The organism is Kribbella sp. NPDC004138 (assembly GCF_053603655.1).
Genome location: NZ_JBSGFZ010000004.1, coordinates 338,258 through 364,983 on the forward strand (window position 1 = coordinate 338,258; position 26,726 = coordinate 364,983).

Consider the following 26,726-nt stretch of genomic DNA (forward strand, 5'->3'; position numbering starts at 1 on the left):
CGATGTCGCCGGCGCTCAGCCTCACCGCGATCGGCCTGGTGGTCGTGGCGACGATCGGGATCGGGCTGTTCGGGCTGCGGATCTCCCGAACCACCAGCGACTTCTACGTCGCCAGCCGCGCGGTCAGCCCGCGCTGGAACGCATCGGCGATCAGCGGCGAGTACCTGTCGGCCGCGTCGTTCCTCGGCGTCGCCGGCCTGGTCCTGGTGAACGGCGCCGACATGCTGTGGTTCTCCGTCGGCTACACCGTCGGCTATCTGATGCTCCTGGTCCTCGTTGCCGCTCCGCTGCGCCGGTCCGGTGCGTACACGTTGCCGGACTTCGCCGAGACCCGATTCGAGTCTGCCGCCGTACGCCGGATCTGCGCCGGGCTGGTGGTCGGTATCGGGACGCTGTACCTGCTTCCACAGCTGCACGGCGCCGGGCTGGCGGTCCAGACGGTCACGGGTGCACCGCCTCAAGTGGGTGCGGCGATCGTCGCGGTGATCGTGGTGATCAACGTGGCCGCGGGCGGCATGCGGTCGATCACGTTCGTCCAGGCCTTCCAGTACTGGCTCAAGCTGACCGCCCTGGCGACGCCGATCTTCGTCATCCTGCTGATGTGGCACCAGCCGGTCGGCGTCCTGGACTCGTTGCACGGAGCCGCCGCCGAATGGGCCGAGCCGTTGTCGCGCGCGGGCGGCCGCGACCACCCGTTGTACGCGACGTACTCGTTGCTCCTGGCCCTTTGTTTCGGGACGATGGGTCTTCCGCACGTCCTGGTCCGCTTCTACACCAACCCCGACGGGCGCGCGGCCCGGCGTACCACCGTCGTCGTCCTGGCGCTGCTCGGGCTGTTCTACCTCTTCCCGCCGATGTACGCCGTCCTCGGCCGGACGTTCGCGCCGGACCTCGTCACGACCGGCGGCGACACCGTCGTCCTCGAGCTGCCCGGCCGGGTTTTCCCTGGTACCACAGGGGATCTGCTCGGTGCGCTGGTCGCGGCGGGTGCGTTCGCGGCGTTCCTGTCGACGTCGTCGGGGCTGACCGTCGCGATCGCCGGAGTGATCGACCAGGACCTGTTGCGCAGTCGGCTGCACCGGTGGACCGGCGGCGACTACGTCGCGGTGAACAGCTTCCGGATCGCGGCGCTGATCTCGATGATCGTGCCGTACCTGGCGTTCACGGTGACCGGGTCGCTGAGCCTCGCGGACACCGTCGGACTCGCGTTCGCGGTCGCCGCGTCGACGTTCTGCCCGCTGCTGGTGCTGGGGATCTGGTGGCGGCGGATGTCGACGACGGGCGCCGCGGCCGGCCTGGTCGTCGGCGGGATCGCGGCCAGCGCGGCCGCGCTGGTGAACGTGGCCGGCGCACCGCAGGGCGGCTGGCCGCGGGCGCTCGTCGGTCAGCCGGCCGCGTGGACGATGCCGCTCGCCTTCGTCACCGTCATCGTCGTCTCCAAACTCACCCCGCACCGCATCCCGGCCGGCGCCGCCCGCTCGATGGTCCGGCTGCACACACCGGAGGCCGTCGACGTCGACCGCGGACTGCCGTCCCGATGAGACCGTTCGTCGTGTGATTCCTACCGCTCACCGCAGTTCAGCGATCCACCGAGCGACTGGTGTGCTCCGCTGAGCGCTCGACGCGCGTTGGTGCTGTCGGGCGCGGCGTGACGCGGGCCACAGTACGGGGCACAGCCGGCTCCAACCGCCCGGCGATCCCACCGTCTTGGAGGTCCCGCGATGAGTGACATGCGCGATCGCGAGCTGACGACGTACCGGGATGTCCAGTTGTCACCGGACTTCTCCGAGTTACGTCGCCGCTTCCGGCGCTTCGTGTTCCCGATGACCGCTTTGTTCCTGGTCTGGTACTTCGTCTACGTCCTGCTCGCCGACTACGCCCACGACTTCATGTCCACCAAGGTCGCCGGCAACATCACCGTCGCCCTGCTGTTCGGGCTCGGGCAGTTCGTGTCGACGTTCGCGATCACGATGATCTACGTCCGCTGGGCCGACCGGCGGATCGACCCGGACGCCGAGAAGTTGCGCCGCCAGATCGAGGGAGAACCGCAGTGACCGCCCCGCTGATGTTGCCGCTGGCAACCGACATCGGTAACCCGACCGTCAACTTCGTGATCTTCGGCCTGTTCGTGGTCGCCACCCTGGCGATCGTGTTCCGGGCGTCGCGGAACAACAAGACCGCGGCCGACTTCTACGCCGGCGGCCGGTCGTTCACCGGCCCGCAGAACGGCATCGCGATCTCCGGCGACTACCTGTCCGCCGCGTCGTTCCTCGGGATCGCCGGCGCGATCGCGCTGAACGGGTACGACGGCTTCCTGTACTCCATCGGCTTCCTGGTGGCGTGGCTGGTGGCGCTGCTGCTGGTCGCCGAGCTGCTCCGGAACACCGGCCGGTTCACGATGGCCGACGTGCTGTCGTTCCGGCTCAAGCAGCGGCCGGTCCGGATGGCGGCCGCGATCTCGACCCTCGGCGTCTGCTTCTTCTACCTGCTGGCGCAGATGGCCGGCGCCGGGGGTCTGGTCGCCCTGCTGCTCGGTGTCTCCGGGCGGACCGGGCAGAGCCTCGTGATCGCGGTGGTCGGCATCCTGATGATCACCTACGTGCTCGTCGGCGGCATGAAGGGCACCACCTGGGTCCAGATCGTCAAGGCGGTGCTGCTCGTCATCGGCGCCGGGATCATGACGATCTGGGTGCTGGCGAAGTACACCTTCAACCTGTCCAGCCTGCTCGGTGCGGCGGTCGACAACAGCCCGGCGGCCGGCGAGAAGCTGCTGAGCCCGGGCCTGCAGTACGGCGCCACGGGCATCACCAAGCTGGACTTCGTCTCACTCGCGCTCGCGCTCGTCCTCGGCACCGCCGGCCTGCCGCACGTGCTGATGCGGTTCTACACGGTGCCGGACTCCAAGGAGGCGCGGCGCAGCGTCAGCTGGGCGATCTGGATCATCGGCATCTTCTACCTGTTCACGCTGGTCCTCGGGTACGGCGCCGCCGCGATCGTCGGCCCGGACGCGATCAAGGCGGCCCCCGGCAAGGCGAACTCGGCCGCGCCGCTGCTCGCCTTCGAGCTCGGCGGCGAGGTGCTGCTCGGGGTGATCTCGGCGGTCGCGTTCGCGACGATCCTGGCCGTGGTCGCCGGTCTGACGATCACCGCGAGCACGTCGTTCGCGCACGACATCTACGGCCAGATCATCAAGAAGGGCCAGATCTCCGGCGACGGCGAGGTCCGGGTCGCCCGCTACACCGCGGTCGTGATCGGCATCGTCGCGATCATCGGCGGCATCTTCGCGAACGGCCAGAACATCGCGTTCCTGGTGGCGCTCGCGTTCGCGGTCGCGGCGAGTGCGAACCTGCCGACGATCCTGTACTCGCTGTTCTGGCGGCGCTTCAACACCCGCGGCGCCCTGTGGAGCATCTACGGCGGTCTGTCCTCGACGATCATCCTGATCGTCTTCAGCCCGGTCGTCTCCGGCAAGGTCGACGCGAAGACCGGCAAGAGCCTGTCGATGATCACCGACACCAGCATCGACTTCCACTGGTTCCCGCTGGACAACCCGGGCATCGTCTCGATCCCGCTGGCGTTCCTGCTCGGCTGGCTCGGCACCGTGACCAGCAAGGAGCAGGTCGACGTCGACCGCTTCGCCGAGATGGAGGTCCGCTCGCTGACCGGCGCCGGCGCCGAGAAGGCGGTCCAGCACTAAAGACCTGTCAGGCAGGCCCTGCTGAACCGACGCGGACCTGCCTGACAGCCCCAATCCATCCGAACCGCGGGCGGCCAGGTAGGCGAGCACCTGACCGCCCGCACTCCTGTCCGGGGCGCGTCAAAGTTTGAACTTGAGGGTCGGCCAGAGCTTGTAGAAGGTTTCGCGCGAGGTGTTCCCGCGGGCCTCTTCGGTGGCATGCAGGCGGCCGAAGGTGAAGGTGTTGCCGCCTTCGGCGTACACCATGAGGGCCAGGTGGTGGAGGAGCTCGCGGGAGACCACCGAGTCCTGGTGTGCGCCGAGGATCTCCTGGACCTCTTCGGCCCGCGCAGCCAGGTCCGCGGCGTCGTCGCCGAGAACGGGTACGGCGGACTCCGCGGCGTACCGCAGTCGCTTGGCGGCCTTGCGGACCTCGTGCAGCTCGTGGTCCTGCTCGGCGACATCCGGCGCGGCCTTCGACCGGCGCACCGCCTTGCGCATCCGCCGGTAGTCGTGCGAGAGCACGTCCCCGATCTGCTTGCTGGCCTTGCGGTCGTCGCCGATCACCGGCGGCTTCGCGACCAGCTCGTCCAGGGCGTCGAGCAGCCGGAAGTACCGCGGACTCTCCAACGCGGTGAGAGCCCCGGCACGACCCTTCTTGTACACCTCACGCAGATGGTCGTCGATCCGCCCCGCGACCCGCCCGATCACCAGCTCGACCGGCTGCTCGGCGACCTCGGCCGCGAAATGCTCGCGCTGCACCTCCGCGTCCCGGGCGACCCCGAGCTCACTGGCCAGCCACTTCAGCTCGGCCCGCAGCGCGTCCCCGGCCTCGCGATCGATCACCGGACGGTACGTCGCCAGGGCCGACCGCAGCCGCCGGGTCGCGACCCGGAACTTGTGGATCGAGTCCGGAACGTCACGCCGTACCTCGGGGTCCCGTTCGCGGATCGCCTTCACCTGCGCCCCGGCGTACGCCCGGAACAGGTCCGACGTCCGCGGCTTCTTCGGCAAGGTCCAGTCGTCGTACGACGGGACGCGGTCGCCGAGCGCCCGGGCGAGCTTGCTCGGACCGCTCGCCGGACGGGCCCCCGCGGCCGTCAGCAGCTCACCTGCGTCCTCGAGCAAGGAGCTCTCGCCGCCGACGAGCTCGACCTCCCACTCACGCCAGGTCTGCGGCTCGCCGCCCTCGACCGTCGCCGTCACGTGGTCGTCGGCGAGCTCGGCGAGGATCGCACCGTCGGCGTCGAGCAAACGATGGACGATGCGCCGGGTCCGCAGCGTCACCACCGGAATCAACGGCCGGTCGCGGACGTGCACGCGGACCGTCCGCAGCACCGCGATCGGCACGGTGCGCGTCGACCGCCCAAGCGGATGATGCACCTCGAGCCGCTCGCCGGACGACACCGGGAACTTCACGTGCCACCCGTCGTCCTCGCCGCCGGTACGCCGGCGCAGGGTCACCTTGTGCGCGGCGAGGTCCAGGTCGGCGGTGTCGTAGTACACCGCGTCCAGGTCGAGCTCGACCGGTTGCGCGACACTCGCGACCCCGGGCAGCTCATGCAACGCCGGGAGGATGACGCTCGCGGCGACGTCGTACTTGGTTTCGATCTCGAGCTGCTCGGTCGGGCCCATGGTTCTTGTTTACCAGGCGTTCATGAACGCGTCCGCAATTCTTCGACCAGTCGTTCCAGATCGCGATCGGTGACGCCGCCCACCGTGGGCCGCAACTGCCTGCGCCGATTGCGATTCAGACCCCAGCAGACCAGGGCGATCAGGACGAGGAAGGCGATCATGTCCGGCCCACTCCCTTGAAGAACGTGTAGTGGAAGGTGCCGCCGGGTTCGGCGGACTTCTCGAGATCGCGGACGCCCGCGGCCCACTCGGCCGCGGTGCGCAGACCGGCCGCGATCGCGCGGTCGCGAACGGACTCGACCATCGCGATGAAGGTCTTGCGGGTGAAGCCGTCGACGAGGTGCGGAAGGGTCTGGTCGGCGTACACGGTGCGCGGCCCGACCTGCACGTCGTCGTACCCGGCCTGCTCCAGCAACGGCTGCAGCCGGCGGCCGATGAGCGAGTCGCCGCCCGCCGCGGCCTGGAGGTCGACGAGGCAGTCGATGACGGCCTGGGCGCGCGGGCTGCGCGGGTGGAAGAAGGCGGATTCGTGATCGCCCTCGATCACCGTGATCGTGCCGCCGGGGTTCAGCAGGCCCCGAAGCCGGACGAGAGCGGCAGCCGGGTCGGCGAGGTGCTCCAGGACGAAGCAGACGAAGACGTGGTCGAACTTCTCGCCTCGCAGGTCGTGGAGGTCCGCGTGCCGCCAGTCGACGGTTGCGTCCGGCGCCTGTTCGGCGACCCGCGCCTTGGCCTGGGCGAGCGAGGCCTCGGAGATGTCGATCGAGACCAGGTCGATGCCCGGGCTCCGGGTGACGAGCTGCACGGTCTGCGCGCCCACTCCGCAGCCGGCCTCGAGGACCCTGCTCCCCGGCGGGTAGCTGGTGCCGCCGTGCAGCAGGTCGGCCAGCGTGCCGGCCTGGTCGGTCAGCCGGCGCGTCTCCGCCGGGGTGTAGCCGTGGACGTAGTCGATTCCCATAGCTCCACGGTCGCGCCACAATGGTCCTGTGAACAGGTCCAATCCGGCGACAAGTGGCAGGTCCAAAGGCGGCGCGGACTTCCTCCAGCTCGACCCCGGTGAGGCGCCGCCCGGCGGCCTCGCGGACTGGCTCACCGAGCGCCTCCGCTCGGCGATCTCCACCGGCCACCTGCCGGTCGGCACCCGCCTCCCCGCGACCCGCACCCTCGCCACCGACCTGGGCATCTCGCGCGGCGTGGTCACCGAGACCTACCAGCGCCTCACCGAGGACGGCCACGTCGCCGGCCGCGGCCGCTCCGGAACGGTCGTCGTCGCGGCGCCCGGCGTGGACAGCTCGACAGGACGTACAGGTCTACGTACATCGGCCCGCCCGCCTGCCGCGCCGGACGTCGAGGGCAATTCGGCCGACACCTCCTGTCCTCCTGCACCGAACCTGCGCGACGCCGGGCTCGACATCTTCGACAACCTGCGGGAGCAGCCGTCGCGGATCGACCTGACACCGGGTGTGCCCGACCTGGCGGCGTTCCCGCGCAGCGCCTGGCTGCGCGCGGAGCGAGCGGTGCTGGCGGACTTGGCCTCGACCGAGTTCGGGTACGGCGACCCGGCCGGGATGCCGACGCTGCGCCGCGCGATCGCGGCGTGGCTGGCGCAGTACCGCGGGATCGCGGCGGAGCCGGAAGACCTGATCGTCGTGGCCGGTGTAGCCCAGGCGATCGGACTGGTGGCGCAGATGCTCGACCAGCACGACGTGCACGCGATCGCGGTCGAGGACCCCGGCTCGCTCGGCTCCCGGCAGCACTTGCAGAACTGGGGCATGCGGACCCCGCCGATCCCGGTCGACGACCGCGGCCTGCGGGTCGACGTACTGCGGGAGTCCGGCGCGAGCGTGGTGATGGCGACGCCGGCGCACCACTTCCCGACCGGTGTCGTCCTGGACGGCGAGCGCCGGCGTGAGCTGATCCGGTGGGCGGCCGACGGCGGGCTGATCATCGAGGACGACTACGACGCCGAGCACCGGTACGACCGCCCGCCGGTGCCCGCGCTCCGCGCCATGCTGCCCGACCAGGTGATCTACACCGGCAGCGTCTCCAAGCTGCTCGCCCCGGCGCTGCGGATCGGGTGGATGCTGGCGCCCTCGCGGTACCAGGAAGAGCTGATCGCCCGCAAACGGCTGGCGGACCTCGGCAACGCGAGCCTGCCGCAGCTCACCCTCGCGCACCTGATGCAGTCCGGCGAACTCGAACGCCAGCTGCGCTTCCTCCGCCGCCGGCACCGCGTCCGCCGCGACGCGATGGTCACCGCCATCCGCAACCATTTGCCTGAGGCAACCATTCACGGCGCCGCCGCGGGGCTGCACCTCACCATCACCTTCGAGACCGGAGACGACACCGCCCTGGCCGCGGCCGCGCTGGACGCCGGGGTCAAGACCCACCCGCTGTCGTGGCACTGCCAGCTCCCGCACCCGCCTGGGTTGGTCCTCGGCTACGCCGCCCGGCACCCGACCGAGATCACCGAAGCCATCGCCACGATCGCGGCTCAGCGGGTGTAGAGCGGGGACATCGCGAGCGCGAACTGGGTCATCAGGTCCGGGTCGACCGCGCGCTCCGGGAGCGGCACCAGGTCGACGAGTTTGTCGTCGCCGACGCGGATCGTGGTCCGGCCGGTGGCGGTGTCGACGTACGCCTCGTCGCCGAGCGGGATCGACTGCGAGGTCGGGGCCTTGCGGATCGGCGCCATCAGCGCCTCGGCGTCCGGCTCCCGGCGGACCGAGGTGGACAGCGCGCTCGCCGGGCCGATCCAGCCGCAGACCAGGTCGCCCACGAGGGTCTCACCGTCGCGCCGGGCCACCGGCGGCGCGCCCATCACCTTCTCCGCCGCCTGCGAACCGCGGTCACAGTCGGGGCGCGTGATCAGCCGCTCGGGTTCGTCCAGCCCGGGGGCCTGACGGGCGACCTCCTGGCCGAGGGCAACGTACTTCGCGAGGGTGGCCTGCGGCCCGGTGAGCTTGTACAGCTTGCCGTCCAGGAGAAACACCACGAACGTGCTCGTCCCGAAGCCGCCCTGCCCGAGCTTGGCGGGCTTGGCGGGCTCGCGCGGGTGTGCGGCGTACGCCTTCTGGGTCGCCGCCAGGGTCGCCGCCGTGGCCGGGAGCACCGACACCCCGACCCGCAGCACCGATGCCTTCGGACCGGTGCCGAGCGTGAACTGACAGACGTCGTACGTCGGGACGCCGAACTCGGCCGGCGGGTTCCTGGGCTGCATGGTCGCGACCGGCACCGCGAGCGCGGTTTGCACCACCGTGGGATCCATCCGCGTGCACAACGTGTCCGCGACCTTGGAGGTCTCGGACGGCGTCGCGGACGGGGTTTCCGATGGCGTCTCCGACGGCGGCGCGCTCGTCGACACCAGCGGCGGGACGCTCGGCGCGGTCTCCGACCCGGGACTTGAGCAGCCCACGAGCAGGACGGAGGCCAGCGCGGAAACGGTCACTACCCGGCGGATACGCATGATGGCAGGAACTCTAACCGGCGGCCCGGAGCTCCCTTTCGCGGACAGCGTGTTCGTCGGTACGGGAGTCGTACCGCCAGAACTCACGCAGCCAGACGGCCGTGGCGACCACGCCGACCACGCACATCACGCCGCCGCTGACGATCGCCGTGCGGACCGTGGTGAGGTCGGCGACGAGCCCGGAGCGGGCCTGGCCGCCGAGCGGGCCGAGCGAGTAGCCCAGCATCTCGATCCCGGCCAGCCGCCCGCGCATCTCGTCGGGGATGGTCTGGTTCCAGATCACCGACCGGAACAGCACCGACACCATGTCGGCCGCGCCGGCCAGGGCGAAGAACCCGATCGCGAACCAGATGTTCGGCGCCAGCCCGGCGATCCCGACCGCGGCGCCCCAGCCGATCGTGGCCAGCACCACCGCCCGGCCCTGGTGGTGCACATGTTTGGCCCAGCCGCTGGTCAGGCTGGCGCACATCGCCCCGATCGCCTCGGCGCTGTACAGCAGGCCGAGCAGCCTCGGTTCCTGCAGGATGTCCGTCGCGAACGCCGGGAACAGCACGATCGGCATCGCCAGGAACATCCCGACCATGTCGACCAGGTACGTCGCCAGCAGGTCCTTGCGGCGGAACGCGTACACGATCCCGCCGCCGATCGCCCGCAGACTGGGCGCCGTGGAGTGATCGCCTGCGCGATACGACCCGAGGCGGGCGTAGAGCAGCGTCGCGAAGACGATGCCGGCCAGCTCGACCGAGAACGCCCAGGTCACGCCGACGGAACCGACCAGCACGCCGCCCAGCGCGGGCCCGGCCAGCTGGCCGACCTGCGAGGTCAGTGAGCTCAGCGCGACCGCAGCCGGGATCTCCTCGTGCTTGACCACCCGCGGCAGGAGTGCCTCCCGGCTCGGCCGCTGCAGCGACGAGGCGACCGCGTTCAGGGCGCCGCAGACGTAGATCAGCCAGACCTGCGGGTTCGGGAGCAGCGTGTTCGCGACCATCAGCGCGGAGATCACGACCTGCGCGAGACCGGTGCCGACGAGCAGCTTGCGGCGCTCCACATGGTCGGCCAGCGCGCCGCCGTACAGGCCGAAGACGACCAGCGGGACGATCGTCACCAGGCCCATCGCGCCGACGGCGAAGTTCGAGCCGGTGAGTTGGTAGAGCTGGTACGGCAGCGCGACGTACCCGACCATGCCGCCGAGGAAGAACACCGACCCCGACACCAGCAGGATGCGGAAGTCGCGGGAACCACGCCACGGAGTCAGATCCACGCGCAACCGGGCCAGCCGCGCGCGAAGACTTGCTGCCACCGCCCCATATTGACAGTTCCGACCGGCCTGGACGAACCTGTTTCATTTTCGGGCCGCGGGGGCGCCGGTTCGTTGCCGAGGGCGTCAATCGAGGGGCAGCAGGGCGGACAGGTCGGTGCGTTCGCCGCTGGCGCGGAGTTTGCCGGTCAGCCGGGCGTCGGGCCAGCTGACGCGGCCGAGCGCCACGTCGATCCACAGCTCCGGGGGCATCTCGATCACCGCGCCCGGCGTCCCGCGGGTGTGCCGCGGGCCCTCGATGCACTGCACCGCGCCGTACGGCGGGACGCGGACCTCGACCGCGTGACCCGGCGCCTTGGCGACAAGACGTTTCAGCAGTTCCTTCGTGAGCAGTTTCAGGTCGGCGCGTTCCGCCGTACCGTCGTTGTAGCGCTGCAAGGCCTGCCGGAACAGGGGGTCGGACAGGGGGTCGGACGTCTCCACGACGTGCCAGCGTACGCGGCAGTTTGCGGAGACGCCCCTCTCGTCAGGGATAATCGGGCCGGAGAGAGGGAAGCGAGGTCGGGATGCTCACGCCCAGGCACCAGGCGCTGCTGATGACGCTGGCGGGAATGACCGTCGGCGTAGCGGTGTTCGGAACGGTCGTCGCCGTGAACGGTGGAAACCCGTTCACCGCCCACGACACGCCCGTGGGCTTCGTGAGTCCGACGCCCTCCGGCACGCCGAGCCGCGGCGACGGCCTGCAGGCCGACGGACTGCAGTACGTCGTGCAGAACTTCGGCACCGACAACGACCCGGTGTCCGCCGAGGTCCCGGCCGGCTGGAAGAGCGCCCAGGACGGCACCCGGCCGAAGTTCCTCGACTCGACCGGTGTCTGGCAGCTCCGGTTCGACACCCGGGGCAGCAAGCAGTCGCCGGACCAGCAGGTCGCGAGCCGTGAGCGCAGCATCGACCAGCCCGGCCTGACGGTGATCAGTCGGGACAACGGCACGCTGATCTACACCTACACCGACAAGAGTCGCGGCCCCCGGATGGGCCTGTCGCGCTGGATCTCGCTCGACAACGGCAAGACGTCAGTCGTCGAGATCACCGTCGGCGGCCGCCCGCAGGACGAGGCCGGCCTGCGCGCCATCCTCCAGCACGCCACCGAAACCATCAAACTCCCGGTGGCCGACGGCGACAACCGCCCCAACTAACACTTGATGTCGGCGGCCGGTGTGTTGCCCTGTACGAGGTAGCTCTCGACGACGTTCTTCACGCAGGCGTTGCCGGACAAGTACGCCGTATGGCCGTCGCCGTCGCGGGTGACCAGGATGCCGCTCTCGAGCTGGTGCGCCAGCCCGACCGCCCACTCGTACGGCGTGGCCGGGTCGCGCGTCGTCCCGAGGACCATGATCGGCTTCGCGCCGGCCGCCTTGATCTGGTGCGGCTTGTCCGTCGGCTTCACCGGCCAGTTGATGCAGGCCACCGATGACCAGGCGAGGAACTCACCGAACCGCGGCGACGCCGCCTTGAACTCCGGCACCTCCGCCTGCAACTGCGCGATCGACGCGGCATCCGGCCGGTCCGAGCAGTTGACCGCGATCTGCACCTCGTTCGAGTTGTCGGCGTACCCGGACGGCTTGCGATCCGTGTACTCGTCGGCGAGCGCGAGCAGCCGCGCCCCGTTCCCGGCGAGGCCGTCGGCGACGGCGTCCTCGAGCCGCGGCCAGAAGTCCTTCAGGTACAGCGGGTAGACCAGGCCGAGGATGACCAGGGCCTGCGTGACCTGCCGCTGCCCGTCGCCGGGGAGCGGGTTCGCGTCGCTGGCCTTGATCAGCTGGTCGATCTTCGCCAGCACCTCGTTCTTGCTGCTGCCGAGCTTGCAGGAGCGCTGCGCACAGTCCTCGGCGAAGGCGTCCAGCGCCTTGTCGAAGCCCTTCGCCTGCGCCATCCCCATCTGCGCGGACGTGATCGCCGGGTCGACGGCGCCGTCCAGCACCATCCGGCCGACGTTCTTCGGGAACAGCTCGGCGTACGTCGCACCGAGATAGGTGCCGTACGACATGCCCAGGTAGTAGAGCTGGGGATCGCCGACGATGCCGCGCAGTACGTCGATGTCGCGGGCCGCGTCCTTGGTGTTCACGTGCGGGAGCAGCTGGCCGGAGCGCTGCTCACAACCGGCCGCGAAGGCCTTGGCCTGCTTGTCCAGGTCGGCGATCTCGGCGGCGTCGTCCGGGCTGCCGTCCGCGGCGATCATCGCGTCGAGCTGGGCGGTGTCCAGGCACCGCACCGGCGTGGACTCGCCGACGCCGCGCGGGTCCCAGCCGATGATGTCGAACTTCCGCAGCAGCGACGACCCGAACAGCATCGGCACCTGCGCCGCGAACTCCTGCCCCGAGGCGCCCGGGCCGCCCGGGTTGATGAACAGCGTGCCGAGCCGGCCGCCGCGGTCCCGGGCCAGCACCTTCCGGGCCCGCAGCTCGATCGTCTGACCGGTGGGCTTGGTGTAGTCCAGCGGGACCTCGATGGTCGCGCACTGCTGGTTCGAACCGCAGCGCTCCCAGTCCGGCTTCTGCTGGTAGTACTTGTCCAGCCCGGCCGGGATCGGCCCCACCGGCCCGCTGGGCGGGTTGCTGCCGACACCAGGCGCCGTACCGTCGCCGGCGTCCTGCGCGCGGCTCGCGACCCCACATCCGCTCGCGAGCACCGCAAGACTTGCCACCAGTACGGTCGACCTGCGGAATCTCACTGCGCGGAATCTCCCTCGTCGTCATGGTGCAGGCGGCGCCGCCGGCGTGGTTTGCGCGCCCGCCGCTCCGCACGGGTCTCGGCGCGCTCTTCGGTTACGTCTTGTGGCGGCGCCGGCGTTTCCTTCGTTTCCGGCGTTTCCCTCGTTTCCGGCGTTTCCCTCGTTTGCGGCATTTCCGGGGTTTCCGGGGTTTCCGGTACGACGGGTGGTGCGTCCGGGGTCGTCGTACCGGAGGCTTCGTACTGCTGTCGCGGCGAGCAGACGTCCGCCCGGCTGCACGCGCACCGCCGTCCCGACGCCGCCAGCCGCACGACGACGGTGTCGCTCGGCACGTTGTGCCCGACCACCACTCCATCACCCGCGGGGGTCTCCACCGCGGACCCGACCGCGGGCGCCTTCGCGTTGAACTCCTGGTACAGCGGGTGCTCGTACTTCAGGCAGCACATCAACCGGCCGCAGGCGCCGGAGATCTTCAACGGGTTCAGCGGCAGGTCCTGGTCCTTCGCCATCCGCACGCTGACCGGTTCGAAATCCTTCAGGAACGTCGCACAGCACAGGTCCCGCCCGCAGGGCCCGATCCCGCCCTGCAACCGCGCCTCGTCGCGCGCACCGACCTGCCGCAGCTCGATCCGCGCCCGCAGCGCGCGGGCCAGATCCCGCACCAACTCACGGAAATCCACCCGGTGCGGCGCGGAGAAATACACGATCACGAGCTGGTCCACATCCGGCCGCCGGTCGACGAAATCGATCCCGACCACCTTCATCGGCAGCCCGTGCTCCCGGATCGTCCGCTTCGCAATCACCCGCGCGTCCGCCCGCCGCTGCCGGTTCTTCTCGTCCCGGTCCAGGTCGTCACCGGTCGCGATCCCGGCGCACAACGGCAGCCCGCCGACGTCCTCGGTCACGTACTGCGGCGCCCACACACACTCCGCAACCTCAGGCCCGTCGTCGGTAGGCACCAACACCTTGTCCCCCACCCGGGGCCGCAGTTCACCCGGATCAAGGTAGTAAAGCCGCCCATACCGCTCGAACGACACCGCCATCACCATACCCACGCCGTCAGAGTACTTCCCACCAGTCACCCGAGCGCCCCACACGGCCGCTTCACACGCTCCCACCTGCCGTTGATCGGCCGGCGAGCCACGGTTCTCGCCGTCACCGTTGACCCCGCCGGGGCGAAACCACAGCTCTCGCCGCCACGCTCAACCCCACCGCGGAGCGAACCACAGCTCCCACCGCCACGGTTGAGCTGCCGAGGGGCGGCTGGCTTGTACTCGCACGCGAGCGGCAGCTCGCAACACCCCGGCGTAGCCGGGAGCTGATGCCCCGGGCGGTAGCCCGGGGTGGGTGGGAACGCGCGGAGCGGGTGCGTTGAGGAGCGGAGCGACGAAGGAAGCGCTCGCGTAGCACGCGTGGGCTCGCCGTACTCCAGCCCGTACTCCTAGCGGTGGCTGTTCTTGACGGTCTTGGTGAGGGGTTCGTCGTCGGGGCCGTATGCGGCGCAGACGACCAGCCTGTCCTCGTCGTTCCAGAGTTGCTTGGTGGGGGTCCAGAAGTACGGTTCGAGTTCGGAGGCCGACGGGGGCTTGCCGACGTAGTTGGTGAACAGGGGCGTGCAGGCGCGGTCGGCGGCCTTGTCGATGCCGTCCTCGCCGGGCCACGGGCCGTCGGGGAGGGTGGCGTTGCCGATGATCTCGCCGTCGTGGTCGGTGGTGCACGGCTGGCGGATGACCTCGTCCTCGTCGCGGCCGGCGTCGTCGAAGCATTCGCCGACGGCCAGGTCGTCGACCGTGACGATCGGGTCGTTCGAGTACGACGGCACCGGGCCGGGCGCGCCGTAGTCGTCGTCGGACGACGAGCCGAACGCGATCACGAGCCCGAACAGCAGCACGTACCCGATCGTCACCAGCGACCCGATCACGAGGCCGGCGATCGCCATGCCCTTGCCTTCTTGCCCGCGCCGTTTGATCTGCACCAGCGCCGCGATGCCGAGTCCGATCGCCACCGGTGCGGCCAGCCCGACGACGAGCCCGCCGAGCCCGGTGACGAGCGAGGCGGTCGCCAGCCCATTCGTCCCACCCGAGCCGCTGTACCCGTAACCGCCGTACCCGTAGCCGTACCCGTACGGCCCCGGAGCCTGCCCGTACGCCGACGGATACTGCCCCGGCTCGTAACCGGCCCCGTACGCCGACCCCTGCTGCCCGTATCCGGTCTGCCCACCCGACGCCTGCCCGTACTGCCCGTACGCCTGCCCACCCTGCGCCGGCCCGTACGACGACTGCCCGTACCCGCTCTGCCCGCCGCCCGCCTGCCCGTACCCGCTCTGGTCGTACGGCGATTGCTGCTGACCAGGCGTCGCCCAAGGCGCCCCGCCCTGCGCACCGGCCGCACTGGCCGCACCGGCCGCACCGCCGTGTGCACCGGACGCACCATTGGCCGCGCCGGACGTCTCGCCCGGTCGCCCGTACGTCGGGAACACCCGGGTCGGATCGTGCGGCCGGTCCTGTGGCCGTTCCGGCTCCTGGCCGTACGGTGGCTGAGTCACGCTGCTACCCCCACTGATCCCCCGCAGGCACTACCGCTGTGATCCGCGCATCGTACCCGTCAGATGGGTCCCGGGCATCCCGACCAGACACAGGACGTTGCCACTAGCAACAGCGCGGTCTTCCAGCACGACGTAGTACATGTCCAGCTCGGACTGCTCGTAGGGCTTCCCGACGAACTCCCGGAACGCGCCCGCGCACTGCTGCGTGGCGACCGTCCCGGTCTGGCCGGTGGACAGGCCGACGAGCGCCGCCTGCACCTTCGCGTACGCCTCGCCGGTGTGCGCCGCGGCGCAGTCGGCGATCCGGACCAGCCGAAGCGCCTTGGCTTCCAGGTCGGCGTCGAAGCACCGGCCGACGGAGACCTGCGAGATCGACACGGTCCGGCCGATGCCGCGCCGGTGCTCGCCGATCAGGTTGAGCGCGACCGCGACGCCGATCGCGATCACCCAGCACAGTGACACCACCAGGGCGCCGTACGCGAGCCGTTTCCCCTGCCCGCCGGCGCGCTTGATCCGCCGCAGTGCGACACCGGCCAGCACGACCGCGATCGGCACCAGCCCGGGCAGACTGGTCGCGAACGCGGCGACGGCGTACCCGTCCTGGCGGCCCTTCGGTGCCGGGACGCCCTCCAGCCAGGACTCGGCCGACGGCAACGACGGCCGTGCCGGCTGAATCGGGGAGGACGGCTGGGTCATGGGCTTCCGTTTCGACAGGGCGCCGAGCGGTCTGCTCAGCTCGGACACCCAGTCATCGGACCCGCTGGTCTCGGTGTTACACCGGCCGCCCAGTTATCGGACGAGGTGATTCACGCCTCAGCGCGCCAGGCGCCGCGGGATCGTGAAGCCGTCGCTGCGGCCTTCGAACAACGAGACCGTCATCGCCTCGAGCGCGACCAACGGCGCCACGTTCGCCTCGATCGCCTCGCGGCTCGTCGCGATCGCCTCGATCCGGCGGACCGTCTGCTCGGCCGTCGTCCGCTGGCTCAACTGTTCGATGTTGCGCCTCAGCTCGGCGTTGATCAGCTCGCTGCCGGCGCCGGTCTGCACCACGAGGACGTCCCGGTAGAGGGCCATCAGGTCGACCAGTGATCGGTCGAGCACATCCCGCTCCCACCGTTTGGCGCGGGCCTTCTGCTGGTCCTCGAGCTCCTTCAGCGCCGCGTTCGCCTCCCGCGGCCGGGCGCCCTTCGTCCCGACCCCGAGCGCCTGCTCGAGCGCGGCCCGTTCTTTCTCGTCGACCTTCTCGGCGCTGGCCTTGGCCTCTTCCTTGGCCGCCTCGACCAGCCGCTGCGCCGCCTTCAGGCAGGCGCCGAGGTCACGCAGCGCGAACGGCACCTCGAGCACCTTGTTCCGCCGCTCGCGGACCGCCTCGTCGCGGGCCAGCGCCCGCGCCCGGCCGATGTGCCCCTGCGCGGCCCGCGCCGCGAACCAGGCCAGGTCCGCGTCCACGCCCATCTTCGCGCTCAGCATCTCCGCGATCGCGGCGACCGGCGGCGTCCGCAGCACCAGCAGGCGGCAGCGCGACCGGATCGTCGGCACAACGTCCTCGACGGTCGGCGCGCACAGCACCCACACGGTCCGCGGCGCCGGCTCCTCGATGCTCTTCAGCAGCGCGTCCGCGGCCTGCTCGGTCAGCCGGTCCGCGTCCTCGACGACCATCACCTGCCACCGGCCCTGCGTCGGGCTCATCGCCGCCCGGCGGACCAGCTCGCGCACCTCGCTGACCCGGATCGAGAGCAGCTCGGTGCGGATCAGCGACACGTCCGGATGCGCGCCGGTGAGCGCCGTACGGCACTCGTTGCACTCGCCGCAGCCCTCGTTGGCGCACTGCAACGCGGCCGCGAACGCCCGGCCCGCGTTCGACCGGCCGGAGCCCGGCGGGCCGGTGATCAGCCAGGCGTGGGTCATCCCGGCGACCGCGGCGCCCGTCTCGCCCCGCAGTACGGCCGCGGCGCCTCCGACGGCCTTGCGCAGTACGGCGACCGCGGGCTCCTGCCCGACCAGGTCGTCCCAAACACTCATAGGCCCACCTTCGGCAGCATCGGTTCCAGTCGGGCGCGGATCTGTTGCGCGATGGCGTCGCGGTCCTGCGTCGCGTCGAGGACCAGGTAGTGCTGCGGCTCGGACGCGGCCAGCTCGAGGAACGCGTTCCGCACCCGCTCGTGGAAGTCGTCGGCCTGCGCCTCGATCCGGTCCCGCTCCGTGAACCGGCCGAGACCGCCCTTCGGCGGCATGTCGAGCAGGACGGTGAGGTTCGGCCGCAGATCGTTGGTCGCCCAACGGTTCACCCGCTCGACGTCGGACAGGTCCAGGTCCCGCCCGGAGCCCTGGTAGGCCAGCGCGGAGTCGACGTACCGGTCGGTGATCACGACCGCACCGGCCTTCAGCGCGGGTTTGATCACCGAGTCGACGTGCTCCGCCTTGTCCGCGGCGTACAGCAGGGCCTCGGTGCGGTGCGAGATGTCGCCGGTCGCCGGGTCGAGGACGATCTGGCGCAACGTCTTCCCGATCTCGGTCGCGCCGGGCTCCCGGGTCAGCAGGACCTGCTGGCCCTGCTCCTCCAGCCACTTCACCAGCAGCGCGGACTGGGTCGACTTGCCCGCGCCGTCGCCGCCCTCGAGCGCGATGAACAGACCGGTCGTCGGGTAGTCGCCACGGGTCTTGCCGAAGCTGCGCCGCACGTCGCGCCAGAACGGCACCCCGGGGCGGTCGTCCATCTGCCGCCAGGCGAGCAGGCCGATCACGCCGGCCAGGATCGCGGCCGCGACCATCGTCATCGAGGCGCCGTTGTACGTCACCGAACGGCCGGCGATCGTCCAGGTCTGCCGGCCGATCGCGCCCGCGGCGAACGGCGCGATCGCCAGCGTGACCGCGAGCACCGTCCGGACCGCCGACTGCACGAACGCGAACGTCCGCCCGCGGACCGCGTCCGGCACCTCGAGCCCGAGCAGTGTGTACCCGGAGACCCACGAGCCGCCGGCGCAGAACCCGAGCAGGATCGCGATCATCGTGGCGATCTCGATCTGCTGGATCAGCGCCAGCCCGGCCAGGCAGATCCCCGAGCCGACCAGCCCGGCCGCGAACAGCCGGCGCCGCGACAGCCCGGAGAAGATCCGCGGCGCGAACCCCATCCCGAGCGCCAGCCCGCCGAACACGGCCCCGAAGAGCAGGCCGTACCCGGGGTCGCCGGCGCCGAGGTCCTCGACGTACGTCCGGCCGAGTCCGATCACGACCGCGCCTGCCGCGAACGCCCCGGAGATGCCGACCACGAGACCGCGGACCACCGGCGTGCCGGTGACGTAGGACCAGCCCTCGACCATGGTCCGCCACAGCGTCGGGTGCTCGTCGTGCTCATGCACCGCGCGGCCGATCTCGGCGACCGACACGATCGCGAACGCCGAGATCACGAAGGTCGCCGCGTTCACGTAGACGGCCAGGTCGATCGAGAAGTCGCCGGCCCAGCGGGTGACCAGCGTGATCGCGGTGAAGATCACCGCGGCCGGGAGGGCCGAGCCGTACGTCGTGATCAGGCTGAGCTGGTTGGCCGCCTCGAGCCGGTGCCGGGGCACCAGGTTCGGCACGCTGGCGTCCTTGGCCGGGCCCCAGATCAGGCTGACGATCTCGATCAGCACGGTCGCGACCAGCAGCCAGGTGAGCGTGCCGACGAGCGGGATCGTCACGAAGAACGCGGCCCGGACCAGGTCGCCGACGATCATCGTCCAGCGCCGGTCGAGCCGGTCCGCGATCCAGCCGGCCACCGGACCCATCACCAGCGCCGGCAGGACCCGCAGGAACAGCACCCCGCCGATCGCGAAGTTCGCCAGCTGGTAGTCGTCGCCCGCGAACGACTTCGCCATCGCGGTCAGTGCCAGCAGCCCGATCCAGTCGCCCAGGCTGGAAAGCCCGAACCCGATCCACAGCCGCCGGAACGCCCGGATGCGCAACACCGCCCGCACATCGTGCGCCGGTGCAGGATCGGTCAACGGGTCATGAACCTCCGGCACACCGCAAGCCTAGTGGGCGGCGTGGACAGCCTCGCGCAGCGCATCCAGCGCCACCTTGAGCTCCTCCTGCGGCAAGAACCCGAACCCGAGCCGGAAGACCCGCGGCTCGTCCCCGAACCAGTCCCCGTCCGCCAGCCGCACCCCCAGCTCACCCGCCGTACGCCGGAACTCGGCCAGGTCCGCCTGCGACCGCAACCGAACCACGCACAAAGCCCCGGCAGAGGGACGAACCCACTCCACAACGTCACTGTTCGCCTGCACCCAGTCCTGGGTGATCAGGAGGTTCTGCTCGAGCCAGGTCCTGCGCTCGGCGAGGATGCGGGGCTCCTGCTCGAAGACCCGCACCGCGAGCGCCTCCGCCACCGGAGACGCGGAGACAACCGTGCTGAACTTCGCCGTCGTCAGCCGCTCCACGAGCCCTGCGTCCGTGCTGATCACCCATCCGATCCGCAACCCGGCCGCCCCGTGGCACTTGGACAACGACGCCACGGACACCACCCTCGGCCCCAGCCCGAGCGCCGTGTCCGCCACCGGATCATCGCCGTACGACGCGGTGCGGTACGTCTCGTCGACCATCAGGTACGCCTCCGGGCAGACCTCACTCATCGCGTCGGCAATCTCGCTCAGGGTCTCCCGCGGAACGGCGACGCCGGACGGGTTCTGCGGCGTCGCCAGGCTGACCAGCCTGGTCTCGGGCGTCAGCTGCGCACGTACGGCGTCCGCGGTCACCCGATAGCCCTCGTCGAAGCTCAGCGGAACAACCCGCACCGACGCCCCGACCGTCTCGAACGCGTTCCGGGTCATCGGGAACTCCGGCGCGGTCGTGACGACCTGACCCCCCTGATCCGCCAGCAGGTACGCGAGCAGGAAGATCCCGTGCATGCCGCCGACGGTGATCACCACGTCCTCCGGCCGTACGCCGTGCCGGTCCGCGATCGCCGTCCGGAGCTGAAGGCCTCCGGCGGCGGTGCCGTAGCCGAGTTCGAGGTCGGCGAGCTCCGGGGTGAGCAGGTCCGCGAGCCGGAGGTCCGGCCCGTAGCTCTCACCGAGGTCGTGCCGGGGTTTCGACGCGGTCAGGGACATGATCTGGTTGCGCGGGAAAGTGGCCATACCGCCATCGTTCTGGGCCGCGGCTGGTCACCCCAGAGCCAATCCGGCAGAATTGGTTCGCGGATGAGACCAATCGAGGTGGTTGACCGGTTGGGCCGCTGGTCGTCCGGCCGCGGCCCGCTCTACGTGCTGCTCGCGGCCCGCCTGCGGCAGCTGATCGACGACGGCGAACTGCCGCCGGGCGTGCTGCTCCCACCCGATCGCGCGCTGGCCGGAGCCCTCGCGGTCGGGCGTACGACGGTGGTCGCCGCGTACGACCTGCTCCGGGCCGAGGGACGGATCGCCCGCCGCCAGGGCAGCGGGACCCGTGTCGCCGGCGTTCCGTCGGACGTACCGGCCGAGGACGCACCGGTCGATCCGATCTTCCTGGACTCGCTGGAAGCACGCGACGACGACGTACTGCTCGCCGTCTGTGCCGCACCGGGTGATCCGCCGCCGCAGCTCGCGGACGCGTTCACGGCGATCGCACCGGAGCTCGGCCGGATCACGGACGACATCGGCTACTACCCGTACGGGCACCCGGAGCTCCGCGCCGCGCTCGCGGACCGCTACACGGCTCGCGGCGTACTCACGGCGTACGAGCAGATCCTGGTGACCAACGGCGGTCAACAGGCGCTCTCGCTGCTCGCACATGCCCTGTTGTCGCCCGGTGACCAGGTGCTCGTCGAGGCGCCGACGTACCCGGGCGCGCTGGAGGTGTTCCGTGAGGAGGGCGCCGTCCTGCGCGGATTACCGGTGGGACTCGAGGGCATCGAGGCGGCGGTCCGGGAGCGGCGTCCGGCGCTCGCCTACGTCATCCCGACGTACCAGAACCCGACCGGCGCGGTGATGTCTGCGCTCGCGCGGCAGCGGGTGGCCGGCGCCGGGATCCCGGTGATCGAGGACGAGGTGCCGGCCGACCTCGGGTTCCCCGGTGCGGAGCGGCCCGTGCCGATGGCGGCGTACGGCGACGCGGTGATCTCGATCGGCTCGCTCAGCAAGAGCATCTGGGGCGGGCTGCGGATCGGCTGGATCCGCGCGGCGCCCCCGCTGGTCAACCGGCTGGCCCGGCTCCGGGCTGTTCACGACCTGGGCGGCAACGTCCCCAGCCAGCTGGCCGCCGTACACCTGCTCCCGCTCCTGGACGGACCCGAGCTGCCTCGCACGCTGAAGGCACGCCACGACCACCTGCACGGTCTGCTCACCGAGGCGCTGCCCACCTGGGAGATCCCGACCGTGACCGGCGGCCAGTGCCTCTGGGTCCGCCTCCCGCACGGCGACGGCGTGTCCTTCGCCCAAACGGCCCTCCGCCACGGCCTGGCCGTCCTCCCCGGCGCAGGCCTCGACGTCACCGACGCAGGCGCCCCCTACATCCGCCTCCACTTCAGAGCCCGCCCCACCGACCTCACCGAAGCCGTCAACCGCCTGAAATCAGCCTGGACCGACTACCGCCCTTCAACCACCCGGATCCACCCCCGCCCATCCATCGCCATCTGAAGGCGGACGTGAGGCACTCACCAACCCGGCCGTCGGGGCGCGACCGGGTTGGTGATGAGCGTGGGATCAACCGGTTGGTGAGTGCCTCAGGTCCGCTTACGCGGTGGTGAAGCGGAGGGTCAGTGCGGCCGGGGCCGTCTTGAGCTTGTCGCGGTCCGGGAGGGCTGGGCCGCAGGCGGCGGTGCCGACGCCGGTCTGGGCGAGGTCGAGGGTGACGTAGGTGGTGTCACCCGGGACCAGGTCGGCGGTGTGCTTCGCGTTCTCCAGGTCGGCCGACGTCCAGTCGCGGACGGTGAGGCCGAAGAGCTGGTCGACGGCCTCGATCCGCAAGCCGTCGAGCTGGGCCCAGCGGGTGTCGATGCGGTGGCCGTTCTCCTGGGGGCGGACGTACGGCGTCTGCAGCTCGGCGACCGTGGCGGCGTACTTGCCCACCGCGGCGGCCTCGCGCGTGTCGACGTACGCCTCGTTCGGGCCGGTGCCGAACCATTCGACCTGCTGGACCTTCGGCAGCTCGAACGTGATGCCGAGCCGCGGCAGCACCTCCGGGAACAGCCCTTCCGGTACGACGCTCAGCTCCAGAACAACTCCGCCGTCCACAGCGGTCCAGCGCCAGGTGCTGCGCAGACCCCACTGCAGCGCCGGCGGCGCGGTGCGCGTCACAACCTCCCAGGCACCATCGCGCTCGCCCTGCGACACGACCCGGTGCTGCACCCGGTGCAACCCGTCCTCGCGCCAGGCCGCCGCGACACCAGGAATCGCGTCGTTGTCGATCGGCGCCCGCCAAACATCCAGCCGAGCGTTCTGCACGCCCGCAACGCTGATCCCGGCAACACCGGCGTCACCGACGGCCGGCGCACCGCTGACCACGCCACCGGCAGCAGCCGGCTCGTCCAGGCGGATCTGGCCCCAAGCGATCCGGTGCCCCGCCTCGGCCCAGGACGTCGCCTCGGTGAGCTCAGCGGTGACCGTCACCCAGGTCTCGGGCTTCGAGGCATCCACCGACGGCAGATCGACCGTGACGGTCTCCCCGGCCGCGATCACCGGAACCGTCAGCGTCCCGGAGTCCACCTGCGAACCCTCGGTCTCCACCGAGTAGCGGAAGGTCAGGTGACCGGTGCCGAGAACCTCGTAGCGGTTGCTGATCGACACCCGGTTGCCATCGGCAACGATACGCAGCGGCTCGATCACCTTGATGTACTCGTGCATACCCGGCGACGGCGTCCGGTCCGGGAACAGCAGACCGTCGCAGACGAAGTTGCCGTCGTGGATCGTCTCGCCGAAGTCCCCGCCGTACGCGTAGACCTCACGCCCGTCGATGGTGGTCCGCAACCCGTGATCGATGAACTCCCAGATGAACCCGCCCTGGCAGCGCGGGTACTTCTCGAACACCTCGCGGTAGTCGACGAGCCCGCCCGGGCCGTTGCCCATCGCGTGGCCGTACTCGCACAGGATGAACGGGATCCCGCGGTAGAGCGAGCTGTCCGCACCGATCTCCGCGCAGCCCTCGGGCGAGGTGTACATCCGTGAGTAGATGTCGACCCACTCGGCCTCGGTGTCGCGCTCGTAGTGCACCGGGCGCGACGGGTCGAGCTCCTTGACCAGGTCGTACATCGCCTTGAGGTTGTCACCCATCCCGCACTCGTTGCCGAGCGACCAGATCACGATCGACGGGTGGTTCTTGTCCCGGTGCACGGTCCGCCGCATCCGGTCGACCAGGTCGTCGCGGAAGCGCTCGTCCATCACCGGGTTCGGCAGCTTCGGCGGCTGCGGCTCGTACCCGAACCCGTGGGTCTCCAGGTCGCACTCGTCGATCACGTACAACCCGTACTCGTCGCACAGCGACAGGAAGTGCGGGTGCGGCGGGTAGTGGCTGGTCCGGACCGCGTTGATCCCGGCCCGCTTCATGATCAGGACGTCGTCCAGCATGTCCTGCTCGGTCAGCGACCGACCCCGGTCGGGGTGGAACTCGTGCCGGTTGACGCCGTTGAACAGCACCCGGTTGCCGTTGACCGTGAAGATCCCGTCGACGATCGCGACGGTCCGGAACCCGATCCGCAGCCGCACCTCGCCGCCCGCGGTCCGCAGTACGGCGTCGTACAGCCGCGGCGCCTCGGCGCTCCACGGCTGCACGCCCTCGACCCGGGTGTGCTCGCCGGTCGGCAGCTCCAGCCCGAGTTCGGGGACGGTCACGGTGCCCGGTACGTCGGACTCGACGAGCAGCGTGCCGGCGCCGTCGACGTGGTCCCACGCGGCCTTGACGAAGACGTCGGTCGGCGCGTCCGGGCGGAGCGCGAGCAGGTTGACCTCGCGGAAGATCCCGGACAGCCACCACATGTCCTGATCCTCGACGTACGAACCGGCCGACCACTGGTGCACCCGTACCGCGATCCGCGCTTCCTTGCCCGGGGCAACCAGGTCGGTGACGTCGAACTCCGACGCGAGCCGGGAGCCGGACGACCAGCCGACCCACTCGCCGTTCACGTACACCGCGAACCGCGAGTCCACGCCCTCGAACCGCAGCACGACCTTGGCGCCCGCGAAGTCCGCCGGCACCGTCACGGTCCGGACGTAGTCGCCGGTCGGGTTCTCGGTCGGCACGTACGGCGGCTCGAGCGGGAACGGGTAGACGATGTTGGTGTACGCCGGCGCGCCGTACCCGTTCAGCTGCCAGTGGCCCGGGACCGCGAGCGTGTCCCAGCCGGAGGTGTCCGGGTCCTTCAGGTCGTCCGGCGCGTCCGCCACGGTCGGGGACAGCCGGAAACTCCAGTCACCCGACAGCGGCAGCCGCCCGGAGTCGTCGTCCAGCCAGGCGCGCGGGGGCAGGACGTTGGCGCCGGAAGCAAAGTCCTCGACGTAGCTGTGGTCATGAGTCACAACTCAGGAGCCTAAGCCCTCCCTGTTCATGAATCCACACCGATCAACAGATATGGACAGCCCTGATCTGATCAGGCCAGGGCTGTCCGGGACTCTCCTAGCCGGTGGTGGCGCTGAAGATGTCGTTGTTGCCGAACGTTGCCGGGCAGTCTCCGAGCGGCCACGGCGCCGGCAGTACGACCTGGCCGGCCGTGGCGGACGCCTGACGCCATGCGTCGATCGCGGGGCAGTCGGCGGTACGGCGGACATCGGTCCACACGCCGGCCCCATAGGTGCGAGTGGCGATGGCATACACGTAGTCGCCGAGGAACTCGTTGTACAGGATCCGGCCCTGCGACGTCCCGCGGGCGTCACCGTCCGGCCCCGAGTAGTCCGTTGTCCAGGCACCTGGCGCACCACCTGCCCCGACCGCCGCACTCTGCAGCACTCCGTGCTCCGGCCGCGGGTTGGCCGTGGTCGTCTGGAACGGCTGCGTGAACGCCTGGGACACGACGTAGATCCGGGCGCCGTTCGGGCTGATGGCCGGAGCGGCGTACGACGTGATGTCGCCGGGCGGCGAGATCGGCGCCGGTGGACTGAACGAGTTCGCGCCGTTGGTCGAGTAGGCGAGGAACGCGTGCTCGTGGTCCGGGCCGTCGCGGCCGTCGACCCAGACGTCGACGATCTCGTTGGTCGCGTCCGCCCCGGTCGGCGCCCCGTTGGCGATGTCGACGCTCGGCATCGCGGCCAGGTCCGTGCGGGCTCCGGCGACACCGTCGATGACGCACCGCCCGCTCACCGGGTCGGTGTGGAAGCACGGATCCGTGATCCGCACGACGTCTCGCGGCTGCCGCCAGGTCTGGCCACCGTCGTACGAGCTGATCACGGTGTGGAAACCGGACAGGCTGGTCCCGCCGAAGTGCGTGAAGAACACGTGGACGACGCCGTGGCTGTCGGTCCGGACAGTGCAGCCGTCGTACGCCCCCTGCTTCGCGTTGGCGATCGCCGGTGCGACCTGGTGCTGCTTCCAGGTGACACCGCCGTCGCGCGACGTCGACACCATCGGCTTCAGCGGGAACGCGTTGCCGCCGCTGAAACTGTGGAAGTCGGAGTAACAGACGTAGACGTTGCCGAAGAACGGGCTCGAGGATGCGTTGTCCGCCCAGACCTGCTCCTTGTCGAGGCCGGAGCTGAACGCCGCGTGCGGCGCCGCGAAGTACGGCCGCGACCAGTTGCGCTGATCGGCGATCCGGGCCGGTGTGACGTTGTCGATGTGCGACACGTTCACCCCGAAGAAACCGTTCTGGCTCGCGCCGGTGTTGCGCATCACGGTATCGGTCAGGTTGGTCGACAGGCTCGAGAAGTACAGCCGGTCACCGTTGGCCCAGGAGAACCCGTTCGGACCGGGCGCCGGGCCGAAGGCGACGCCGGTGTCGCTGCGCGAGCGCAGTCCGTTCTCGTAGTAGTTCGGCACCGTGTGGATCGGTCCGAGGTGCGGGACACACGGCTCGATCGTGGGACTGCAGTCGGCCGCCGTCAGGCCGCGGTACGTCGGCTGGATCCAGGTGTGTCCGCGGTCGAACGAGAAGTGCACCCCGGACAGGCCGACGCCCAGGTTGAAGGTACCCAGCGGGAACGAGCAGGCCGCGTGCTCGGTGGCCGCGAGCCGCGAGCAGGGCTGCATGTCGACCAGGTCGTTGGACCCGGCGGCGAGCACGTCCGCCCGGATCGCGCTGACCGCCAGGGACGGCTCGTTGGACGAGTTCCGCGGGTGAAGGTTGGTGGGACTGGCGACGCTGACGAGAGCGTCCACAGCCGGGGCGGAGTTGGCTGCCGGTACTCCGATCGCGCCGAGCGCCAGAGCAGCTGCCAGGATCAGACATCGTCGCATGGAACGCACGGGGGACTCCTCTCCGCGCGGCCCAGGTCCGGGCAAGCGGAGCGTTCACCACAGGTTTGGCCTGGGCCGTGA

21 protein-coding genes are annotated in these 26,726 nt (G+C 70.5%); 6 read left to right on the forward strand and 15 right to left on the reverse strand.

Going from position 1 to position 26,726, the window contains the following annotated elements; genetic code table 11:
• Positions 1-2 precede the first annotated feature (2 nt).
• The 3 genes from ACWEOO_RS07710 (at position 3) to ACWEOO_RS07720 (ending at position 3,697) form a co-directional block, all read left to right on the forward strand.
• Complete coding sequence (locus ACWEOO_RS07710) at positions 3-1,541, forward strand: sodium/solute symporter (protein ID WP_355699724.1); 1,539 nt, start codon at positions 3-5, stop codon at positions 1,539-1,541.
• A gap of 180 nt (positions 1,542-1,721) precedes the next feature.
• Positions 1,722-2,054: a DUF485 domain-containing protein gene (locus ACWEOO_RS07715; RefSeq protein ID WP_452142305.1), complete on the forward strand. Its 333-nt coding sequence runs from the start codon at positions 1,722-1,724 to the stop codon at positions 2,052-2,054.
• 11 nt (positions 2,055-2,065) lie between these two features.
• The gene (locus ACWEOO_RS07720; protein ID WP_363708095.1) at positions 2,066-3,697 is read left to right on the forward strand and encodes a solute symporter family protein; all 1,632 of its coding nucleotides are present in this window, start codon (positions 2,066-2,068) and stop codon (positions 3,695-3,697) included.
• Between the two features lie 120 nt (positions 3,698-3,817).
• On the opposite strand, the gene ACWEOO_RS07725 is transcribed toward ACWEOO_RS07720, so the two are convergent.
• The 3 genes from ACWEOO_RS07725 to ACWEOO_RS07735 are packed head-to-tail and all read right to left on the reverse strand — an operon-like array spanning position 3,818 to position 6,269.
• On the reverse strand, positions 3,818-5,311 hold the full coding sequence (locus tag ACWEOO_RS07725; RefSeq protein ID WP_452142306.1) for a CYTH and CHAD domain-containing protein: 1,494 nt from the start codon (positions 5,309-5,311) through the stop codon (positions 3,818-3,820).
• A 20-nt stretch (positions 5,312-5,331) separates the two neighbouring features.
• Entirely contained in the window at positions 5,332-5,472 is a 141-nt protein-coding gene (locus tag ACWEOO_RS07730; RefSeq protein ID WP_452142307.1) for a hypothetical protein, read from the reverse strand.
• Complete coding sequence (locus ACWEOO_RS07735; protein ID WP_452142308.1) at positions 5,469-6,269, reverse strand: methyltransferase; 801 nt, start codon at positions 6,267-6,269, stop codon at positions 5,469-5,471. Before ACWEOO_RS07735 ends, ACWEOO_RS07730 begins: the two co-directional genes overlap by 4 nt.
• Before the next feature lie 28 nt (positions 6,270-6,297).
• Here ACWEOO_RS07735 and pdxR point away from each other — a divergent pair, with 28 nt between their 5' ends.
• Positions 6,298-7,818, forward strand: a complete 1,521-nt coding sequence (gene pdxR / locus ACWEOO_RS07740) for a MocR-like pyridoxine biosynthesis transcription factor PdxR (RefSeq protein WP_452142309.1) — start codon at positions 6,298-6,300, stop codon at positions 7,816-7,818.
• Here the strand turns inward: pdxR and ACWEOO_RS07745 are convergent.
• The 3 genes from ACWEOO_RS07745 to ACWEOO_RS07755 all read right to left on the reverse strand — a co-directional run bounded on the left by ACWEOO_RS07745 (position 7,806) and on the right by ACWEOO_RS07755 (position 10,518).
• Positions 7,806-8,777: a hypothetical protein gene (locus ACWEOO_RS07745; protein ID WP_452142310.1), complete on the reverse strand. Its 972-nt coding sequence runs from the start codon at positions 8,775-8,777 to the stop codon at positions 7,806-7,808. The genes pdxR and ACWEOO_RS07745 overlap by 13 nt on opposite strands.
• Positions 8,778-8,790: 13 nt before the next feature.
• Entirely contained in the window at positions 8,791-10,077 is a 1,287-nt protein-coding gene (locus tag ACWEOO_RS07750) for an MFS transporter (protein WP_452142311.1), read from the reverse strand.
• An 84-nt stretch (positions 10,078-10,161) separates the two neighbouring features.
• A complete protein-coding gene (locus ACWEOO_RS07755; protein WP_355699716.1) occupies positions 10,162-10,518 on the reverse strand; it encodes a sterol carrier family protein in 357 nt (118 codons plus the stop codon).
• A gap of 83 nt (positions 10,519-10,601) precedes the next feature.
• Between ACWEOO_RS07755 and ACWEOO_RS07760 the strand changes: the two genes are divergently transcribed.
• Positions 10,602-11,231, forward strand: coding sequence for a hypothetical protein (locus ACWEOO_RS07760; protein WP_452142312.1), 630 nt, complete (start codon positions 10,602-10,604; stop codon positions 11,229-11,231).
• Here the strand turns inward: ACWEOO_RS07760 and ACWEOO_RS07765 are convergent.
• From ACWEOO_RS07765 to ACWEOO_RS07795, 7 genes are all read right to left on the reverse strand, one after another.
• Positions 11,228-12,766 carry an alpha/beta hydrolase gene (locus ACWEOO_RS07765; protein WP_359936969.1) on the reverse strand — a complete coding sequence of 513 codons (1,539 nt, stop codon included), beginning with the start codon at positions 12,764-12,766 and terminating at the stop codon, positions 11,228-11,230. The two genes, ACWEOO_RS07760 and ACWEOO_RS07765, sit on opposite strands and share 4 nt — an antisense overlap.
• The gene (locus tag ACWEOO_RS07770; RefSeq protein ID WP_452142348.1) at positions 12,763-13,815 is read right to left on the reverse strand and encodes a PSP1 domain-containing protein; all 1,053 of its coding nucleotides are present in this window, start codon (positions 13,813-13,815) and stop codon (positions 12,763-12,765) included. Before ACWEOO_RS07770 ends, ACWEOO_RS07765 begins: the two co-directional genes overlap by 4 nt.
• Positions 13,816-14,207: 392 nt before the next feature.
• The gene (locus tag ACWEOO_RS07775) at positions 14,208-15,311 is read right to left on the reverse strand and encodes a DUF4190 domain-containing protein (RefSeq protein ID WP_452142313.1); all 1,104 of its coding nucleotides are present in this window, start codon (positions 15,309-15,311) and stop codon (positions 14,208-14,210) included.
• A gap of 30 nt (positions 15,312-15,341) precedes the next feature.
• Positions 15,342-16,007 carry a DUF4190 domain-containing protein gene (locus ACWEOO_RS07780; protein ID WP_452142314.1) on the reverse strand — a complete coding sequence of 222 codons (666 nt, stop codon included), beginning with the start codon at positions 16,005-16,007 and terminating at the stop codon, positions 15,342-15,344.
• A 117-nt stretch (positions 16,008-16,124) separates the two neighbouring features.
• Positions 16,125-17,333 (reverse strand): DNA polymerase III subunit delta', encoded by a 1,209-nt coding sequence (locus ACWEOO_RS07785; RefSeq protein ID WP_452142315.1) that lies wholly within the window; start codon positions 17,331-17,333, stop codon positions 16,125-16,127.
• Positions 17,330-19,315: a dTMP kinase gene (gene tmk / locus ACWEOO_RS07790; RefSeq protein WP_452142316.1), complete on the reverse strand. Its 1,986-nt coding sequence runs from the start codon at positions 19,313-19,315 to the stop codon at positions 17,330-17,332. Before tmk ends, ACWEOO_RS07785 begins: the two co-directional genes overlap by 4 nt.
• Before the next feature lie 9 nt (positions 19,316-19,324).
• A complete protein-coding gene (locus tag ACWEOO_RS07795; RefSeq protein WP_452142317.1) occupies positions 19,325-20,425 on the reverse strand; it encodes a pyridoxal phosphate-dependent aminotransferase in 1,101 nt (366 codons plus the stop codon).
• 63 nt (positions 20,426-20,488) lie between these two features.
• Between ACWEOO_RS07795 and ACWEOO_RS07800 the strand changes: the two genes are divergently transcribed.
• Positions 20,489-21,901, forward strand: coding sequence for an aminotransferase-like domain-containing protein (locus ACWEOO_RS07800; RefSeq protein WP_452142318.1), 1,413 nt, complete (start codon positions 20,489-20,491; stop codon positions 21,899-21,901).
• A 96-nt stretch (positions 21,902-21,997) separates the two neighbouring features.
• Here ACWEOO_RS07800 and ACWEOO_RS07805 read toward each other — a convergent pair whose 3' ends face one another.
• A complete protein-coding gene (locus tag ACWEOO_RS07805) occupies positions 21,998-24,775 on the reverse strand; it encodes a glycoside hydrolase family 2 TIM barrel-domain containing protein (protein ID WP_452142319.1) in 2,778 nt (925 codons plus the stop codon).
• A gap of 97 nt (positions 24,776-24,872) precedes the next feature.
• Positions 24,873-26,645: a sialidase family protein gene (locus ACWEOO_RS07810; RefSeq protein ID WP_452142320.1), complete on the reverse strand. Its 1,773-nt coding sequence runs from the start codon at positions 26,643-26,645 to the stop codon at positions 24,873-24,875.
• Positions 26,646-26,726: the final 81 nt, after the last annotated feature.